Source organism: Pseudoalteromonas sp. SA25 (assembly GCF_011378705.1).
GTDB classification, from domain to species: domain Bacteria; phylum Pseudomonadota; class Gammaproteobacteria; order Enterobacterales; family Alteromonadaceae; genus Pseudoalteromonas; species Pseudoalteromonas arctica.
Genome location: NZ_WTKV01000009.1, coordinates 98,724 through 117,953 on the forward strand (window position 1 = coordinate 98,724; position 19,230 = coordinate 117,953).

At 38.5% G+C, this 19,230-nt stretch carries 15 protein-coding genes and 2 pseudogenes; 4 read left to right on the top strand and 13 right to left on the bottom strand.

Annotated features, from left to right (window positions below; genetic code table 11):
- Window positions 1-130: 130 nt before the first annotated feature.
- From speC to GQR45_RS09500, 6 genes are all read right to left on the bottom strand, one after another.
- Window positions 131-2,479 carry an ornithine decarboxylase gene (speC, locus tag GQR45_RS09475; RefSeq protein ID WP_165725753.1) on the bottom strand — a complete coding sequence of 783 codons (2,349 nt, stop codon included), beginning with the start codon at window positions 2,477-2,479 and terminating at the stop codon, window positions 131-133.
- An 805-nt stretch (window positions 2,480-3,284) separates the two neighbouring features.
- The gene (locus tag GQR45_RS09480; protein ID WP_165725754.1) at window positions 3,285-3,812 is read right to left on the bottom strand and encodes a YgjV family protein; all 528 of its coding nucleotides are present in this window, start codon (window positions 3,810-3,812) and stop codon (window positions 3,285-3,287) included.
- A gap of 112 nt (window positions 3,813-3,924) precedes the next feature.
- On the bottom strand, window positions 3,925-5,064 hold the full coding sequence (locus GQR45_RS09485) for an ABC transporter permease (protein WP_165725755.1): 1,140 nt from the start codon (window positions 5,062-5,064) through the stop codon (window positions 3,925-3,927).
- A gap of 2 nt (window positions 5,065-5,066) precedes the next feature.
- Window positions 5,067-6,248 carry an ABC transporter permease gene (locus GQR45_RS09490; RefSeq protein ID WP_165725756.1) on the bottom strand — a complete coding sequence of 394 codons (1,182 nt, stop codon included), beginning with the start codon at window positions 6,246-6,248 and terminating at the stop codon, window positions 5,067-5,069.
- Between the two features lie 14 nt (window positions 6,249-6,262).
- Window positions 6,263-7,237, bottom strand: coding sequence for an efflux RND transporter periplasmic adaptor subunit (locus GQR45_RS09495; RefSeq protein WP_165725757.1), 975 nt, complete (start codon window positions 7,235-7,237; stop codon window positions 6,263-6,265).
- 2 nt (window positions 7,238-7,239) lie between these two features.
- Window positions 7,240-8,670 (bottom strand): TolC family protein, encoded by a 1,431-nt coding sequence (locus GQR45_RS09500; RefSeq protein ID WP_165725758.1) that lies wholly within the window; start codon window positions 8,668-8,670, stop codon window positions 7,240-7,242.
- Between the two features lie 549 nt (window positions 8,671-9,219).
- On the opposite strand from GQR45_RS09500, the gene GQR45_RS09505 reads away from it, so the two are divergent.
- Window positions 9,220-10,077 (top strand): MBL fold metallo-hydrolase, encoded by an 858-nt coding sequence (locus tag GQR45_RS09505; RefSeq protein ID WP_165725759.1) that lies wholly within the window; start codon window positions 9,220-9,222, stop codon window positions 10,075-10,077.
- A gap of 253 nt (window positions 10,078-10,330) precedes the next feature.
- Here the strand turns inward: GQR45_RS09505 and GQR45_RS09510 are convergent, their stop codons facing one another.
- From GQR45_RS09510 to GQR45_RS09525, 4 genes are all read right to left on the bottom strand, one after another.
- Window positions 10,331-10,675 carry a PDZ domain-containing protein gene (locus GQR45_RS09510; RefSeq protein ID WP_165725760.1) on the bottom strand — a complete coding sequence of 115 codons (345 nt, stop codon included), beginning with the start codon at window positions 10,673-10,675 and terminating at the stop codon, window positions 10,331-10,333.
- Between the two features lie 77 nt (window positions 10,676-10,752).
- Window positions 10,753-11,211, bottom strand: coding sequence for a hypothetical protein (locus tag GQR45_RS09515; protein ID WP_165725761.1), 459 nt, complete (start codon window positions 11,209-11,211; stop codon window positions 10,753-10,755).
- 211 nt (window positions 11,212-11,422) lie between these two features.
- Window positions 11,423-12,715: a HAMP domain-containing sensor histidine kinase gene (locus GQR45_RS09520; protein ID WP_165725762.1), complete on the bottom strand. Its 1,293-nt coding sequence runs from the start codon at window positions 12,713-12,715 to the stop codon at window positions 11,423-11,425.
- Window positions 12,712-13,395 (bottom strand): response regulator transcription factor, encoded by a 684-nt coding sequence (locus GQR45_RS09525; protein WP_165725763.1) that lies wholly within the window; start codon window positions 13,393-13,395, stop codon window positions 12,712-12,714. Before GQR45_RS09525 ends, GQR45_RS09520 begins: the two co-directional genes overlap by 4 nt.
- Window positions 13,396-13,531: 136 nt before the next feature.
- On the opposite strand from GQR45_RS09525, the pseudogene GQR45_RS09530 reads away from it, so the two are divergent.
- Window positions 13,532-14,224 (top strand): annotated as a pseudogene (locus tag GQR45_RS09530) (cytochrome c peroxidase); the annotation flags it as partial.
- On the opposite strand, the pseudogene GQR45_RS21555 reads toward GQR45_RS09530, so the two are convergent.
- The 3 genes and pseudogenes from GQR45_RS21555 to GQR45_RS09545 form a co-directional block, all read right to left on the bottom strand.
- Window positions 14,219-14,317: pseudogene (locus GQR45_RS21555) on the bottom strand (LysR family transcriptional regulator); the annotation flags it as partial. The pseudogenes GQR45_RS09530 and GQR45_RS21555 overlap by 6 nt on opposite strands.
- Window positions 14,318-14,449: 132 nt before the next feature.
- Entirely contained in the window at window positions 14,450-16,282 is a 1,833-nt protein-coding gene (locus tag GQR45_RS09540; RefSeq protein ID WP_024607930.1) for a tetratricopeptide repeat-containing diguanylate cyclase, read from the bottom strand.
- Between the two features lie 132 nt (window positions 16,283-16,414).
- The gene (locus GQR45_RS09545) at window positions 16,415-17,332 is read right to left on the bottom strand and encodes a LysR family transcriptional regulator (RefSeq protein WP_206008614.1); all 918 of its coding nucleotides are present in this window, start codon (window positions 17,330-17,332) and stop codon (window positions 16,415-16,417) included.
- Between the two features lie 80 nt (window positions 17,333-17,412).
- Here GQR45_RS09545 and GQR45_RS09550 point away from each other — a divergent pair, with 80 nt between their 5' ends.
- Window positions 17,413-18,552: an alkene reductase gene (locus GQR45_RS09550; RefSeq protein ID WP_165725764.1), complete on the top strand. Its 1,140-nt coding sequence runs from the start codon at window positions 17,413-17,415 to the stop codon at window positions 18,550-18,552.
- A gap of 396 nt (window positions 18,553-18,948) precedes the next feature.
- A complete protein-coding gene (locus tag GQR45_RS09555) occupies window positions 18,949-19,206 on the top strand; it encodes a hypothetical protein (protein ID WP_010554878.1) in 258 nt (85 codons plus the stop codon).
- Window positions 19,207-19,230: the final 24 nt, after the last annotated feature.

Below are 19,230 nucleotides of genomic sequence, written 5' to 3' on the forward strand. Positions count from 1 at the left end.
GTTTTGGTGTTACATAATTTGTACTAAGTTACTTACTAGGATGTATTGACTGTCCCTATAAAAAGCCAAATAGCAGCGCATGTTTGGTATTTATGCTGCTGCAGACTCAACCACCAAAGATCAACACGCCCTAATTATTGGATACAACATAGGTGTGAAACTTAATTTCACCTTCAATCTCTTCTTGGTAAACACCTTGAACCTCATAATTAAAACCAGGGAAACGATTAAACGACTCTTCAAATAAGCGGAAGTAATCAAGCATAGGTTGTGCTCTGTCATCCCAGCGCTCTCCTGGTACAACCACACCAATACCTGGTGGATAAATTAATGCTAGCGTCGCCGCTATGCGCCCTTTAATGTTATCAAGTGACACGTAATCAACATTGTTTGCGACCAATTCTCTCGACGCATCTTGTGGAGACATTGCTTGCTCTGGAAAGCTCTCAGCGCGAAAACATAAACTCTGTAACTCTTTGATATTGCCTGTACGATAAAAATCATGCATTTCATTACATACTTGGCGTATGGTGTAGTTTTCGTAGCGTTCGTGATGAGTAGCGTAAAGGTTAGGCATTACTTCAGCCATTAGTGCATCTTTGTCCCATAGTTCTTTAAAGCGCAGTAATTTAGCAATTAACGTATTGAGCTTGCTTTCGTCCTCAGCTGGCGTCATTAAAAATAAAATACTATTCAAATCGCATTTTTCAGGGATCACATGCTGCTCACGTAGGTAGTTGGCTATTACCGTGGCAGGGACACCAAAATCTAAGTATTCACCCGTATTGCGGTCGATACCAGGAGTAAGTAGCGTTAGTTTATTGGGATCAACCATGGCATAACCTTTAACGTAGCCTTTATAACCATGCCAACTACTTTGGGGATCAAACTGCCAACATTGCTGCTCGCGTTTAATGACATCGGTATCGAGTGCTTCCCACGCAATATCTGTCACATCTTTGGTGAATTCAGAGTCTTTTATGGTGACAACGTCAGGTACAAAGGGGTCAAAAAACCATTTTTCTTGCGCTGTTTTACCGGTTTTTTCAAAGTGGCGAGCTATTTCACGAAACTTTTTACGTACGTCAATACCCAGCTCAATACATTGATCCCATAACATTTCACCACTTTTACCTTCATGAATTTTTGCATTGACATCCAACGATGCAAATAAAGGGTAAAAAGGTGATGTAGATGCATGTTGTAAAAATGATTCATTGAATCGCTTGTGATTAATAAAGCGTTTTTGACCACGAATATGTTCGTCGCGCTTATGGATTTGAGAAGCTTGAGAGAAACCAGCTAATTGTTTATGCACTGATTGCGTTGAAAATAAGCCCGGCATATCTGCACTTAAGTTTTCTAAACGCATAGGGCTATGATCTTTAAATAACGGGTGAAATGCGTTGTAACCAATCCATGCTTCATCCCACAGTACGTATTCGCAAAGATGCCCTATTTTATCTAAGACCCGTTTTGCGTTGTAGATAGTGCCATCATAAGTAGCTAGTTGAATAACGGCGAGTCTAAATGGGCGTTCTGCTTTGTATAATTCAGGGTCTTGTATTAATGGATTAGCTTTAATTTGGGCACGAATATACTCTTCATCAAAAGCATCCCAATCCATTGCGCCAACCATACCAAACGCGTTACGCGCAGTAGGCAGGTAAATTGGAATCGCACCGGCTTGCACTAAAGCACCATGATGAGTCGACTTATGATTGTTTCTATCAAATAAAACCAAGTCACCACGCTTTAATACCGCATTAGTGACCACTTGATTTGAGGTGCTGGTGCCATTGAGAACAAAGTATGTTTTGTCTGCACCAAATATTTTAGCTGCTTCTTGCTGTGCTCTTTTAGCCGCGCCTTCGTGGATAAGTAAGTCGCCTAAGTCGACATCAGCATTACACAAATCGCTGCGGAAAATACTTTCGCCAAAGTGTTTGAAAAAGATCTGACCTGCAGGCGATTTTTTATAAAACTGCCCCCCTTGATGCCCTGGACAATCAAATGCAATATTTGCTTCATAATCATATGCCAACATACCACCAAAAAAAGGCGGTAAAAGACTAACGCCGTATTCAACAACACTGGCAATTACTTGTTTTGCATAAAAAGCAGGGGTTTGTTTTCCTAAATAAATAAACCCAGTAACTTCACTTAGACCTTCAAAATCTTCAAGGGCAGCTAAACGGTACGAATCCGCAAGCGCCCAACCTGGCATTTTATTACCTGTTGCACGAAGATCATGACCAAGCTTTCGAGCAAGATCTCCTTTATCTTCGTCAATTGAGACGATGTAAGCCCCAACGCCTGCATCTTCAAATACATCGCGTTCATAGCTATCGGTAACCTCAACCTCGTAGCCATCAGCTTTAATTACATCGATTAACTCTTTCACTTCAGGGTTCTGAGCATCTACGATTGCAACAATCTTAAGTAGCTTTTCGAAGGGTATAGCTGGCATTTTAGACATAACTAATTATCTCCATATATTGAGTAGGTGCACTCTAACGTGCTAAATATCGATCAACGATTTGAGCAAAATCATTTTCTAATGAGATATTACTATTCACCCTAATTAAGTGAAATTAGGGGTTTCCGCGACTTATTGTGGTTAATACTTAGTTAACCTGAACTCTGGTTCAGAGATTTACTAACGTATTGAATCATGGTGATATTTAAATTTATTTTCTCTAGCCAGAGATTTTCAGTGAAAACAAGGCGAATTTACCCGTCAATAGCTGGCCTATTGCAAGTAAATTCAACGTAGTTAGCGCTGAAAATAGCTGCTCGAGATAGATTTATTATCCAGAGCTCAGGTTAGTTAGTATTAAATCTGCAGAGAAAGTTAATTTTGAGGTTTAATTTGACGAGATAAACGAATGATTAGCAGGCTTTTATTAACAATTTTATTGGGGAGTGTTGTTCTTTGTGGATTAAATTAATTCACCTAGAGGCGATTAAATCGCGGCGCGAGGTTTGTAACCTAGTGGGCTAAGTAAAAACCGAGTAACAAAGAGCTTATTGTCCCTAGAAAAAACCCAACGGGCAGCGTATGTTTGGCATTTATGCTGCGTTATCGCCCATTTATGAGAAGCAACCATATCAACCAGACGTTCCCTTACCTAAAAACCAAGCATACTGCTGTAAGTTCAATCTCGAAAGATAAATAGGTTTTAGAGTTAATTTCTAAAATACAATTTTATAACTGTATACTTAACAAGTAGAAGTACTGATGTAGCATATATTTAATGCTCATTTAAAATGTTGAGTTACGTTTATTTCTGTTTCATTTTAATTAGAGCGCTACGTTTATTTAGCTTTGCTATATAAAATATATTAGCCGCAACGAAAAGCATTTCACCAATCGCGACCCCCCATGAGTTTATTATTAATGCGTACGTTATATATAAAATACCACCAATAATACCGCAGACTCGATACCCATATTCTTTCATTCTTAGCTCGCCATATCGGTAAAAAGAAAATGCGAACAAGGGTAAATATGAGATTAAATTTATAGAGCCTGTATAAATATCCATGGTTAATATAGTTAGCAGCATTAATAAAATTATTTTAATAGCACGTACTGTAGTTAACTCTTTTTTATGTAGTGCAGCATAAAGAGAAGATCCTCCCGATATAGCGCTAACAAGTGCACCAGCCCATGCCCCATAAATGCCAAATGCAAAAACCCAAGATGCAGCAGTTAAAAGGTTAACAACAACCATTTTCGTTTTTGTATTACAAAATAGGGATATAGCTCCAAATATAACTGGGAATACCTGAAGCATTAAATCAATCACTATGGCTCTATATCCTCTATGCCTAATCGGTATTTAAGAGTTAAACTTTTGCAAATTACTTGAAAAAGTAATATTTAAATTATGAATAGAGGTCTTATAAAATAAAGCGCTCTTATAACGAATGCGTTTTTGACGGCCAATTTTTTCTTAACAATATAATCATCAGCATAGCTATAAGTAAGAGTATTAAACCAAAGACTTCGGGAAAAACCTGCGAAAACGAAGCCCCCATTTGATCAACATTAAGTAAAGCCTGAATACTCGCAGTACTGGGTATTAGCATACTTAATACCACTAAAGGAGCTGGAATTGACTCAATAGGCCAGGCAAAACCAGCTAAAAATATAATAGGGATCGATGTAGGAATTAAATGAATAACAGCTTGAACGCGATAACGAATACAAGCCCCTATAGCAACAGCCCAAGCAGATACGGTTAAGGAAAAAATAATAATAATTGGTAATAAGTCACGTAATTGACCTAAGTGAGGGTAATCTTCATGCCAATACACTACACCAACGTAATAAAGGGTATTAACAAAGCAAATAGTGGCTGCGGCAAAAACTAAGGCCAATCGATTACGGAAAAACGTCATAACAAAAGGTGCGCCTGATTCCCTCCAAGTTCCTAGCAGCATACAAATACCTAATAACAAGGTTTGTTGCAATACAACTACAGCAACAGCAGGGACAACATAGGTAGAGTAACCACCGGTAGGGTTTGATGTTGTGTACAGCTCCAAACGTACAGGTTCACTTAGCTCTGTTGCTTGCAGGACTGAAACAGTGCTTATCAATTCATGTTTACTTTCAAGATTTCCGGATAACGCTTGTACTGCACCTGAGAAGCCCAATAACTCACCTTTATTAAACATAAAATAAGCGCCATTTCCCAAAATAATTACTTTAGACGCATTACCACGCATTACATTTTTACGAAAATCACGAGGAATAATTAAACCACCTTCAATATCCCCATGCCAGAATTTTTGCTGTAGCTCAGCGGTGCTATTTACAACGTCAATTACGTTAATGTCGGGGCTTGCGTCGGCTAATCGAACTAGCTGCCGACTCAAGCTGCTATGATCAAAGTCGACTATTGCTACCGGTATATCGCGTACAACTTCAGGACTATAAGGTAGAGGGTAATAAATTGAATATACAATCGGCCCAATAATAACGAGCAACAGTACATTACGATCTTTTACGATGGCGATTAATGAATACCAGTAACTTAACCAAAACTGCCCCATGACTACCTCCCCTTTTTAAAAACAGAGCAACGCGCGCGTATTCGATTAATAGCAAGCGGCAGTGGTAATAAAATAAAAGCAATAAGAGTAAGTAATTCAGGTAATGAATTAACAATGGGAGCACCTATTTCAACTTGTTCAACCTGCAAACGAAGCAATGTTTTTATTGGTAATATATAAGCCCAAATTTTAGCTAGTAGAGGCATTGCGTGTTGTGGAAAAGTGATACCAACATAAGCAAAAGCGGGAGCGGTAAAAAAAACAGCAAACGATAAAGCAGTCGCTAAACGTGATGCAAGGCTCGCAAAAAGGAGTCCCAATACTATATAAGCAAGAATCATCAATTCCCAACCTAAAATAAGGAAACTAACACTCCCGTTTATTGGCCATCTCATATAACCAAAAAGCCAATATAAACAGCCAATACCAATGCATGAAGCCAAAATAAATAAAGGCAAGACTTTAGCCGCAATAGCTGCATACACGTTATTCTTTGCATCAAGCCACTGCGTAAATGTACTGTTTTGAAATTCTCGACCAACAATATAAACCGTCCATATCATCACAAATACCTGCAACATTGCGGGTAATAAGCTTGCAACTAAAAAATATTGATAATTTTGAAATGGATTAAATAATGTTCTTAATTCAGATTGTAATGGAGAAAAGTCAACATTTGCGGCTAACGTGCTTTCTCCTTTCTTGCTCAACGCTGTTATTTTCACACCGGCTGACATTGTTCCTGTAACTTGACGTAAACTTTTTAAAATCACACCTGACATAGTTAAAAACTGTCCACTATGCCAAGCCACAACAGTCGTTTGTTGACCTGTTTTAATATCCTTAGCAAAATCACGGGGAATAACAACAAAAGCATAAATAGAAGCTTGCTCTAAAAGCTTCTTTGCTTCGGCAGTTGAAGACAGTTTGTCAACAATATGCATTTCAGGCGTTGCTTCAAGCATACGGCTATAAGTACGAGAAACACTAGAGCCATCATGATCTATAACTGCGATAGGTAAGTTTGTGAGGGTTCCAGAGGAAAATATCCAAGCAACCGTAATCATGCTAGCAAGTAAAATAAAAATGGAAATAAAGCACTCACAACCATCAGATTTATAGTATTGGAGCTCGCGTTTCAATGTTGTAACGAAACCACCTTGATGTGGCGATAGGTTATGCACGTGGTATTACTCCATTAATCAATAGAAAGTAAAACACTCATTCCTGGACGAAGCCCATCTATTTGCTCATTTGGTCGCATACGTATTTCAAACGTTTTAACATCATACCCAGACGAATAACGTGTAGCGCGCCAAGTAGCAAAATCAGCTTGCGGTGCAATATAGTATACCGATAATGCTATTTTCTGATCACCAAGCGCAGGAACTTTAGCCATTAACTTTGCGCCTATCTTAAAGTTAACCAAATGATCTTCTCTAACGTTTAAAACAACCCATGAATCACTAAGATCTACAATTGTTATCACTGGAAATCCTGCAGGAGCCAATTCACCAGGATCGACAAGCACTTGGACTATTTCGCCAGAAATCGGCGCGGTAAGATGCGTTTCAGCAGAGTAAGCTGACACTTCATCAATTGCTCCTTTCGCTTGTGCAACCACCGCCTTAGCTGCTGCTTTATCTTCCACTCTGGTGCCATTGAGTGTCATATCATATTGTGCTTTAGCTGCTTTTTCCGCATCATGTGCTACTTTTTGCTTTGTCTGTGCTTCATCATGCTGCTGCTCTGATATCAAACCTTCTTTATATAACGAATCAAATCGCTCAAATGTTTTTTGTGCAAGTTCCGCCGCAGAATTAGCTCTAGCCCAGGCAGATTCAGCCATTCTAACTTCTTCTTCACGCGTGCCATTATCCGCTTTATTACTCATAGCAAACGCAGCATCACGACTAGCTGTTGCTTGTGCCATTTTTGCTGCAATTTCAGGGCTTTCTAATTCAAAAAGAGCATCGCCAGTTAAAACGTTATCCCCTTCTCGTACTAAAACTTGATGAATACGACCAGTAACTTTTGCTGCAACATCAATCTCTCTCGCTTCAACCTGCCCTTGAAAAACCAAAGGTAAAGGTTCTGTGATTTTTAGTAGAGCAAAGCCAATAAAGGCAATTACACCCATAATGGCTGTAATCAAAATCGCTTTATTTTTCATTGTTACCCTTCTTTTGTTGGGAGCTTTACGTCTGCCTGAACGACGTAATCGTTAAAATGTGCTAACTGGCCACTTGCTTCTAACAGGTCAACCAAAGATACAACAAACCCGTATGCAGCAGATACACGCTCGGTTTTAGCTCTTGCTACAGCAAGTCGTGCATCAACTACATCCAGTGATGTTCCCAGCCCTTCTTGAAACATACGCTCCCTTAATTTTAACGCCTCTTTTGCAAGTTCTATACTGGATTCAAGTAACATAAATTGATCATGTGCTCGTTGCACACTGCGGTAACTTTTTTCAATATAGGTATTAAGACCCACTTTAATCTCTCGCTCTAAAGATGAGACCCGCTCAATTTTATTTTGTGCTGCGCTAACTAAACGTTTTCGATCATAATGATCAAACAATGGATAGCTGATATTAATGCCAACAACCCAATCAGGTTCAAGTAATGGCAATGGATTAGACAACTCTGCATCTTCTTGAAGTAAGTTATAACTCCCATAGGCAACGACTGTTGGCTTCCAACGGGCTTCTTCTGTGAGCTTTCCCTGTTCTGCTTGTTTTTTCTTTGCGCGAATTTGAGCTAACTGACTATGATTGTTAAGTCCCTTTTTGAGGTATTCCTTTAAAGGGGCCAAAGGCCTACTTATAACAAACAGCTTATTCAAAGGCTTTATTGATTGCTCGCTCCGCAATAACCGACGAAGAGTTGCGTCTGCAATTTTAAAATCAGCATGAGCTTGCTCTAAATTTCGACGCGCCTCATCGTAAGCAACTTGCGCATGCAATCGCTCGACTTTAGCTATCACTCCTTCTTTTTCAAAACGAACAGCCTGATGCAAATGGTTTTCTACACCTTTCAATACATCTTCTCTAATTGATAAGATATTTTTTGCTAATAACTTACCGAAATAGACTCTTGCGAGTGTTTTTTCTTGGTGTTCAATCGTACCTGTTCGCTCAGCCTCAGCTAGGGCAATTCCTGCATCAGCAAATCGTTGTGCAGCGCGAGTACTGCCCCCTGTATATAACAACCAACTTGAGGTAATTGCGGCGGTGCGATTTGAACCATTAAAATCAAGATTTACTGAGCTTGGAATTAACTGCTCAGCACCTGAGAAAACTTGGCCTGCAGCCTGCTGTAAAGGCTCAATATTAAGATCGCGTTGTAAACTGTAAGCCTGAAAACCAGCAGTAATATTTAACGTCGGCATGTTTAAAGCATCAAGAGAGCGACGTTGGTCTTGTTCGCTACTAACTTGATAATTAGCAGCTTGAATTGCATCTGATTGGGTATAAAGCCTTTGTCTTGCTTGCTCATAAGAAAGGGCCTCATCAGCATGAGCAAAAGAACTTGAGACAATAATAAAATGTAGACTAAATAAAGTCCTGCACAACCATCTTGAATGCCATTTATTTTTATACATTATTTAAACTCGCTATTTCACGGCAAACACACATGCTGCATATAAAAAATAATACAAAGACAAATTCCTTTATATAATAATGTAGTATCCATTAAATACTTTAGATGAGCGATAAGGTGTTTCACGTAGTGTAATGTGGTTAATACTTATATCCATACTAGGGTCTGTTGATCTTTGCGGATTAAAATTTGTTCAAACTAGGGGCTATTTAATCGCGGCGCGAGGTTTGTAACCTAGTGGGCTAAGTAAAAACCGAGCAACAAAGAGTAAATAGCCCCTAGGAAGAACCCTTTGGGCAGCGCCTGTTTGGCATTAATGCTACGTTATCGCCCATTCATGGGGAATAACCACACTACATAGGCTCTGCCTTGCCTAAATACCAAACAGACTGTTGCAAATTTAACCTTGAAAGATCAACAGACCCTAGGGCCTGTTTATCTTTCGAGGTTAAATTTTTAACTATTAAACACAAGTTAACTTGAAAGTTTTTACTCAATTACACTCTCTTCTTTTAAACGTGTTATTAATTAATTTAAAAAGGAATGGTGTATGCCCCGCTTGCTACAAAAACTATTAACCACAGCCCTATTATTTATAGGCTTTGCCACACAAGCCTATGAAATAGAAGACTTAGGGTATGGCTTACACCGCTTTATAGACGACAGACACCGCTCAGTATTTTTAATCACTTCTGAGGGCGCAATTGTTACCGACCCACTTAATAAAAAAGCCGCCACCTGGTTAAACGAGCAAATTAAAACTCGCTATAACGTACCGGTAAAATATGTAATTTATAGCCATAATCACAGCGATCATATTTACGGCGCCGAGGTATTTAAAAGCCCGCACACCACGTTTGTAGCGCATAAACTCGCTGCGCAAGATATTAAAAACACAAAAATGAAAACGGTAGCGCCCAGCCTTACTTTTGATGACGAGCTACTACTTACCCTTGGTGATTCTACAGTAAAGCTTAACTACCATGGTCCAAACGATGGTCGTGGTTCGGTTAGTATATTATTCGAAAAGCAAAAAACGTTATTTGTAGTTGATTGGATTGTTATTGGCAGAATGCCGTGGCAAAAGCTGTGGAGTTACGATATTCAAGGCATGATTAACTCAACCCAAGCGGTACTCAAATATGACTTTAACACTTTTGTAGGCGGACATGCCGATATTGGCAGCAAGGCTGATGTAGCGCGTTACTTAAGTTATTTAGAGCTTTTATATAGGCAAGTAACAGCAGGCGTTTTAGCCGGTAATACGCTTGACGAAATTAAACAAAATGTAAAGTTAGACCAATTTAGTGACTTTAAACAGTTTGATGCATGGTTACCGCTTAACATAGAAGGCGTGTACGAGCGTTTAATGGAAGAGTCTGGTATGGGTTGGCGCAGCGATTTATAAGCTTTAGTCTAATAATCATTGGTATTGCCGTATTTAACGCAATACCAATGTATTCATTAATTAAGGTTATTACTGATCAAACCTTTTTAATCTATCCCAATTACTTTAAGTAGTAACCTACATATAAACCGAGTAAGTAGTACTCCAAAAGCTCGCTAACGTTGCCAACATTTACTGCGTCTAGCTCATTTACACAAAACCACGCTTTGGAAATAACCATGCTTTATAGGCTGGGATATTTAATTGATTAGGCTTACCAAGCATTCATAGGTATTTTTAAAGGTACTTGGCTACCATCTTCATTCTCTAAAAGTAATTGTAAAATCTCTCCAGACTCCTTGCGCATTAATTCTTTTGCTTCACTGGCAGGACAGCCTGGAATTTTACAGCCTTCTATAGAAATGATTTTCTGTCCAGCAACAACCCCTGCTTTTTCAGCGGGTGAATTAGGCTCTACTTTTTCAATAACAAATGATGTTACCGTCGGGCTAAAAAAACCATCAGCGCCAACGTTCCCCGAAATTCCAAGTTTAACCTCCTCTGCAGCCAAGGCATTGAAAGAAGTAATTGATATTAAAATAATTATAATTTTGAACATAAAAATAAACACTCCATGTTAGTCAACACTAAATATGTTGGTATCTTTTTTTGTATTGTTTGCTAAATATATGACTATTAATCATTCTCTGGATCGTCGCGTTTGTTATATCGCTCTTTGAATGACTCATAGTCTTCGCTTTCAAGTAATAAAACATTTTGTAAAGTATAACTAGCCGCACCGTATATAAAATCAGCTGATACGGAAACACTTTCCCCTATTTCAAAATCAGAACGATTAAATCCGCTAATTTCAGATTTGTTTATAGCAGCACACAACGAAGCTAACTTCTTTGGACCACTATTTATACTTATGCATAACCCAGATATCGGTTGGCCTTGCTGATCAACTTCGGGATATATTAGTACTACCCAGCTATCGTCCCAATTTTCACTAGTCCCATCAACTAGTCGATGAATGTGTAATTTTTTTGCTTCATCTGAACTCAGTACATTTTCAGAAATAATAAGCGATGTGTTTTCAGCACTACATACCCAGAATGGGCAAAGTAATATAAAAACTAAAAATTTCTGCATACATTTCCTAAAATAAAACATTCAATAATCGCAACTAGTTTGTACTGGATTGCCCTGATTACTATATAGCAATTTCCCATTCCCAGTTACACACTCTACTATCGCATGTTATTTAATCAAATATTTAATTTCACATAAAAAAACCGCGCTAACACTTTATAAAAAAGCTTTAGCGCGGTTATCAATACTTCATACCTAATTAACCAAATAATTAACTAAAATCGACCACCACTTCATAACGCCCAGGCATGTCTTTTACTTCGTATACCCAACCGTGTCGTTTTATTATTTTTTCGCTTAACTCTAATCCTAAACCGTAGCCAATATTGGCAGGCTTGTTTGTGTTATTAGCAGTGTGTGGCGTATCAGTTTGTTCGCTGCTATTTACTATAATCACACGGCTACCCTGCTGAGTAATTCGCACTTGCCCTTGTTGCGTATGCTGATACGCATTACGTATCAAGTTAGTAAGCACAATGTGGCATGCGGTGGCTTCGGTATTAATAGTCGTATTTTGGTTATCGGTATTTATAAGTACATCAACTTGTTTTGAATTGAGTAAATAATCGAGTTCGTTACTCAAAGTCGTTATTTTCTCGGCTAGGTTTACGGGCTCTGGTGCACTTTGCTGGTCGTCATTTCTGCTAAGCCACAATAACGTCTCGGTTAAATCGCTCATGGTTAAACCGGCGCGCTCTATTCGCTGCAGTGTAAGGTGTTGTTTATCGCTTAAAGGCGCTTTTTCGCTTAAACGGTTAAGTAACTCAACGTTGCTGCGAATAACCGAAATTGGTGTACGTAACTCGTGGCTCGCATAACTTAAAAAGCGCTGTTCTCGCTCAAGGCTGTCGTGAGCAGAAAGCAAGCTACTGCGTATTAACGTTGCCAAGGTATTTAGTTCGTTATAGGTAAAGTCGGGCGGCGTGTTTTGTAAATTATTTTGATTTAACGACTTAGCCCAACCACGTAGTGACTCTACTGGCTTAGCTATTTTTTTCATTACCATAAACAAAAAGAAGGTAAATAAGGCAATGGCTGCAAAACCAGTAATGGCTATCAATGTCATGCGGTGTATTGGTTTTACAGTTCCCATTCTTTTAGGGCGATTTTTTTCAAGCATAATACGCGATATATAACGCGCCTCGTCATTTGGGTTTTGATAGTAAACAACAAAAAACAAGTCTGCAGGCATAGTAAACAATGAGGTGTTATCTTTCACTTTTTGTAATACACCGGCTTCATTTGGCGCTACTTCAAATTTTTGCTGTATTATTTCTGGCATGTCTTCCCAACGGCCCGCCACATTAAATCCAACAATATTTTTTGGCTGTCCATCTTCAATCTCAGTGGTTTGCGAAAGCTCAAACATAACTCCGTTTAACCCTCGGTCTAAGCCATCAATAAAATAATTAACACTTAAAAACGAAAAGCCAATTGCCATTAATGAACTTAAAAGCACCATGGTGGCAAAAAAATACAACCTCAGGCTGGGTCTAATTTTCATGCTTGTGTCTCATTTTTTAATTTTAGCGCAAACCCTACACTGGGTATTGTTTCAAGTACGGCTTGGCAATGCGCTTGCTCTAGCTGTTTACGCAAATGATGAATATGCACTTTTAAGCTATTGCTGTCTGGCTGATCGTCGCCCCATATTGCTTGCATAATTACTTGTCGGGTTACCGGTTTTTGCTGCTCTCGTACAAGCACTTCTAATAACTTAAAAGTAATGGGTGATAACTTTAAACTGTGCTCTGCCACTGTTGCTGTATGCGCGGTTAAATTAAGTGTTAAGTTAGCAAATGTAAGTCGCTTTACCTCACCACTTTTACGCTTTGCTAATACTTGAACCCGCGCTACTAGCTCTTTCATGGCAAATGGTTTTACTAAATAGTCGTCACTACCGGCTGCAAACCCCTCAAGCTTATTGTCGAGGCTATCGCGCGCTCTCAGCATTAATACTGGTATATCAATGCCTTGCTCACGCAATGTTTTACACATGGTTAAACTGTCCATTTTGGGCATATTTACATCTAATATAATCATTTGATATTGATTACGTTCTATTAAATTTAAGCCCATTACGCCATTGCTTGCATGGTCACACTCTATTGACTCAATTTCGAGATAATCAACAATAGTGGTTGCCAAATCTATGCCGTCTTCAACCAGTAGTACGTTTATCATTAAGGGGCTACTTCCTGCGTTTTATTTTTAGCACCTAGCGATTTTAGCACAGCATCAATACCGCGCTTAGCATCGGTTTGAATCATCAATAATGCCGGTATAAGTATTAAGGTAATAACCGTGGCAAAGTTTTTTTTGGGATGGTCGCGCTAAAACAGCTGAGCAACAAGCACTTATGCCCATTAGCAATCCAATTGAAATGGACTTAGATCCACAAAAAGCTTTAGTGCGGGTCAATAAAGATAAAAGCTATACGGCATTTAATAAAAGTGCTTTTAATTCAAATACGCTCTCTATGGCACAAATGGCAGAAGCCCTCGTAGCTTTTGAGAGAACACTCATTGCACCTAATACTCGTTTTAAATCGTTTATTAATGAGGCTCAGAGTAATCCAAAAAAAGCGCTTAGACGCTTATCAGATAGTGAATTAAACGGATTACATTTATTTAGAACCAAAGCAAAATGTATGACTTGCCACAATGGCGCACTATTAAGTGACAACCAATTTCATGGCACTGGCCTTCATTACTACGGCCGTAGTTTTGAAGATAAAGGCCGGTTTAATATTACAAATAACCCAAGTGATATAGGGTTATTTAGAACCCCTTCATTACTAGGTTTAACACAAACATTTCCTTGGATGCACAATGGGCTTTTTGATGATCTACTGGGCATAGTAAACATGTACAACCATGGTGGAGCAAGACCTAAGCCTAGAAAAACCCAATTAAACGATCCTCATTTTCCTAAAACGACGAAACTACTAAAACCATTAAAATTAACTAAGCAAGAGCGTTTAGATCTCGTTGCATTTCTACGGATTTTATAAGTTTTGCAGCTGCTCTATCAACCATTTATGAATTGGACTGTTATTAGTACGAGGATGCCATACGGCTATTACTTTAAATGTAGGAGGCAGAGCTTTTTTTTGAAAGGTATCGAAGAAGGATATACACTCTAAATACATATGAGTATTAGATGAATTAGCTTGCTATATTTTTCAATAATAAATAAAAATCACTAGCCGTTTAATAACTCAATAATTATTGAGTTATTAAACCATTACTTTATTACGGCCTGCATTTTTAGCTGCGTATAATTTTTCATCAGCTCGTCGAGATGCATCTTTTGGGGCTTCGCCCGCTTTAACTTCTACTACACCAATACTTACTGTTGATTTTATATGGAGTGAGGTATGAGTAACATTCTCAATATTTTCGCGTATACGCTGGGCAACTTCATGCGCAAAACTAAGTGCTGTATTAGGTAAAACAACTAAAAATTCTTCTCCGCCGACCCTACCTGCGCAATCTGTTTGACGAATGTTTTTTTCTATAAATTTAACAGTAGAGATAATAACTTCATCGCCAATATCATGTCCGTATGTATCGTTTACTTGTTTAAAGTGGTCTATATCAATAACAATTAATGAACACGCGCTTCCTAAAAACTCGCTTTTTTTAATCGCGTTGTATTTAAATGCAAATATTGCTCTACGATTAGCGATGTCTGTTAATTCGTCTTTTAATGCAAGTGTTTTGAATCGCTGTTTATGCTGAGTTTGTTTATAAGTTATGTAAGCTAAAATCAATATTAACCCAATAGAAAATAGCAACGATGCGATTTGCCAAAATGCTTTTTCATTAGCTAAATTTAATAACTGCTCTTTTACCTCTGACGATTCTTTTAGCCTTGTTATTTCTCGTTTTTGCTGTTCCCAATCAAATGCTAAACGTTGAGAAAGTAATGTATTATCTGCAATTTCTTGCACTTTTTTATCTGCGATTTTTAATAACTCTCTTTGAGCTAAGGCTTCTTGCTGATAATTACTTTTTTGCACTGCTAATTCACGCTTAAATTCTAAAAAACGAGTTAAAGAGTCAACTGACCATACTTGAGAACTATTTTGTTCAAAATCTAAATAAAGAAGTTCTGCTTCATCTAGGCGGCCCTTTTTAATTAACCACTCAGCTGTTGTTATTGATTGAATAAATTTAATCCACTCACTATTTAGCGTTAAATCCCTAGCTTGATTTAAGTATTGTTTAGCCTCTTGCAGCTCATTTAATTGAATATTTATTTGTGCGATTTTAAAGAGTAGGTAAGCACTCCCTTCATCGTCTTCATACTTAATAACGGCTGGGAGTATACTGTTGTACAGCATTACCGCTTTTTGGTAATTACCTTGGGCTTCATAAGCTTGGGCTAGGATATCTGTGGCTATGTACCACTCTTGCTCATTGTAATTTGTCAGCTCATTAATCGCTCTTTGTAATTGTTCTTCAGCCAGCAAAAAATTGTGAAGATCGGCATGAATAAGCCCTATCTCTTTAAGTATGAGCGCTTTGTCGTAAGAAAAGCCGCCTTGTTCAAAGGAATTATAAGCTTGCTGAAATGCTAAAAAAGCTTGCTGATACGAGCCTTGCGAACGAAAAATCCTTCCTAAAATTAAGTTAGCTGTCGCATGTTGGTAATAAAGTTCTGGATTTTTAGAGGTGTCACTAATAACATTTTTGGTCATTGAAGTGGCCGCACTTACTTTTCCTTGTTGGTATAAATTAAATGCCTGGCATGTTTGTAAATCGAGTTTTAATTTAGGGGAGTCAGCTTTTTTGATTGCTTGATTAGCATCTGACAGTAAATCATTTAATGCTATATGATTCTTGTCATTTTGGGGGTCATAAAACCAACACTTTACAGTTTTAACTCGAGCAGTATCGAGCACAGAAGGATAAGGTAGGTTGCGCTCTAACTTATCCATAAGCCCACGACTTTGATTACTCGTTAAATGACCACTTAGTATTTTTTCAACATCTTCTTTTACTGCGTTAGCCAAAGTGCCGAAACAAAGTAGACAGCAAAAAACACCAAAAAATAACTTAAACATTTAGCTTTATAATTCCTTTACCGCACTTAAAACACAATTGAAGGACACTGCAATTAGCTGACGACAATCTTTAATAACCATCGTTAATTATGGTAACAGTATTTGCTTTAATACTTGCATTAAAGTTTACTGTTATAGGTTTTGCAGCTGCTCTATCAACCATTTATGGATTGGGCTGTTATTGGTACGCGGATGCCATGCGGCTATTACTTTAAATGTAGGAGGCAGAGCTTCTATTTTTAGCTGTTTAACTTTGCTGTTTGGTAATAATCTTGATGGGTAAAACGCGAGCATATCGGTTGTATGTAAAATATCGGGCACCGCTGAAAAGCTCGGGACCGACATTACAATATTACGTTTTAGCCCTTGGCTTTCAAACCACTGATCGTGCGATCCGCGCAAATTAGCGCGTGATGGCGATACCACTAGCTGTGAATGCTTTGCAAATTGCGCCAAGCTCAAAGGTTCAGTGTAAGTAGTATTACCTATACCGGTAATACACAAATGCTGCTCTTCAAACAAAGTGATATAAGAAAGGTTGTCGGGTATAAATTCTGGAAAGCTTATCAGCAAATCAAGCTCGCCTGCTGTTATAAGTTGATTAACGTTGTCAGACGCAAAGTCGCGCACAATCAGCTTTAAACCTGGCGCTTCGCTGCGGGTAATATTAAATAATTGCGGCAATAAAGCCTGCGTGGCGTAGTCGGTTGCGCTTATGGTAAACACACCTTTATAAGTTTGCGGACTAAACAGCTCGGGCTCTAGTAACGATTCTAATTGCTTTAAAATATGATTAACAGGCGCCTTGAGTCCTTGCGCTTTAGGAGTAGCAACCATGTTATTACCTTGGCGGATAAACAAGCGATCGTCAAATAAGTCTCGTAGCTTTCGTAGTTGCTCACTAATAGCTTGTTGCGTTAACCCCATTTTTTTGGCTACTTGCGAAAGATTTTGCAGTTCTAATAAGCTACTGAGTACTCTTAACTGTTTTATATCAAGCCGACCAATACCATTCATAATTGTATGCTGCACAAAAAAGTGTTGTTTCAAATTGTATCTTTAAATCTCTATGCTGCCAATGTTGCTTAACCACTATTTAAGCCTTTGTTTGCTTTATAAGAGAATTTAAAATGAAATCAGAATTAGTTAATACCGCCCCTTTATTCTCATCAATTGAGCTTGGCCCTTTTACACTTAAAAACCGTATTGTGATGCCACCTCTTACTCGCTCTCGCAGCACTCAGCCTGGCAATATTCCTAATGAATTAATGGCTGAGTATTATGCGCAGCGGGCATCGGCTGGTTTTATGGTTACCGAAGGCACACAAATAGAACCTCGTGGACAAGGCTACGCTTGGACCCCAGGTATTCACTCACAAGCACAAATTGAAGGCTGGAAAAAAGTAACACATGCAGTACATGCTAAAGGCGGTGTTATTTTTGCTCAGCTTTGGCATGTAGGGCGCGTATCGCACGCCACACTACAACCAAATTCAGGTAAACCGGTTGGCCCTTCAGATATTACTGCTGACAATGTAAAAGTATTTATTGAAACCGCACCTGGTGAAGGCGCATTGGCTGGCCCAAGTGAGCCTCGTGCACTAACAACAACTGAAGTTGGCGAACTGATAAACATGTATGCGCAAGCTGCACGTAATGCTCTAGAAGCAGGCTTTGATGGCGTAGAGCTTCATTGTGCTAACGGGTATTTAGTTAATCAGTTTATTTCTGAACATACTAATAACCGTGACGATCAATACGGTGGAACGCTTAGTAATCGCCTGCGCTTTTTAAAAGAGATAGTTGAAGCGGTAAGTGACGTTGTAGGCTCTGATCGTTTAGGTGTTCGCTTTGCTCCTTTATTTGAAAGCACAGATGAAACACGAGTGTATTTAGGACTTGTTGAATCAAACCCTCACCATACTTATGTACAAGCCGTTAAAGTGCTTGAGCAAGCAGGTATTGCTTACTTATCAATAGCGGAAGCTGATTGGGAAAATGCTCCTGATTTACCACAAGAATTTTATAAAGCAGTACGAGCTGAATTTTCAGGTCGCATCATTTATGCTGGTAAATACACAGTAGAAAAAGCGGTACGTATTTTAGGTGAAGGTTACGGTGACTTATTTGCATTTGGTCGCCCATTTATAGCTAACCCTGATTTACCAGAGCGTATAGCGAATAATTGGACGTTTAACGAGGCCGATGCAGCCACTATGTATGGCGGTACTGAAGTAGGTTATAGCGATTATCCTTTTTATCAAAAGTAGCCAACCTAAACTCTAAACGATATATGGGATAAGGATTGGTATTGGTATAGAACCGATACGGTTTTATAACAGGTAGCTTAATTAAGCTACCTGTTCTGAGGTAAGAAAACGGTGTTGATAACACTGCTGAATTTGTTATTAGTTGTTCTCGACAATTGCTCTTTCATTTTTCTACCTTCTGCATTTATGCAGCCATATATCAGTCATTTTTTAATAGAGTTAGCGTTAGATTGAATCTCTCAAATTGATTAAGTATTACTGCGGATTGGTGTTAGCGTCAAGAATAGTAAAGATAAGTAAAGGGGTGTAAAGCCTCCCTACAGTTGCCCTGCATGCAGTTGGCATTCAGTTTCAAACGTCAATACTAGCCATGTTAACCACAAACGAGGCAATATTATGAAACTTACATTTATACTACCTGCACTATTAGTTATTGGCACTTTATCTAGTTCTGCATTTGCAGCACCACATGATAGATATACAAAGCAAGAATATAAAAAGGTTCAGCTAAAACGAGAACTGAAAAAAATTAACCAAACTAAGGTAATCAAGTATGTTCCAGTTAAAGTTGTTAAAAGAAACGTTAATAACACAGCATTTGTTAAAGTTAATGTCATAACGTATCACCCTAGCCTTAAATTTATTAAAAGATAAATGCGCACTTTAAAATATAAAGTC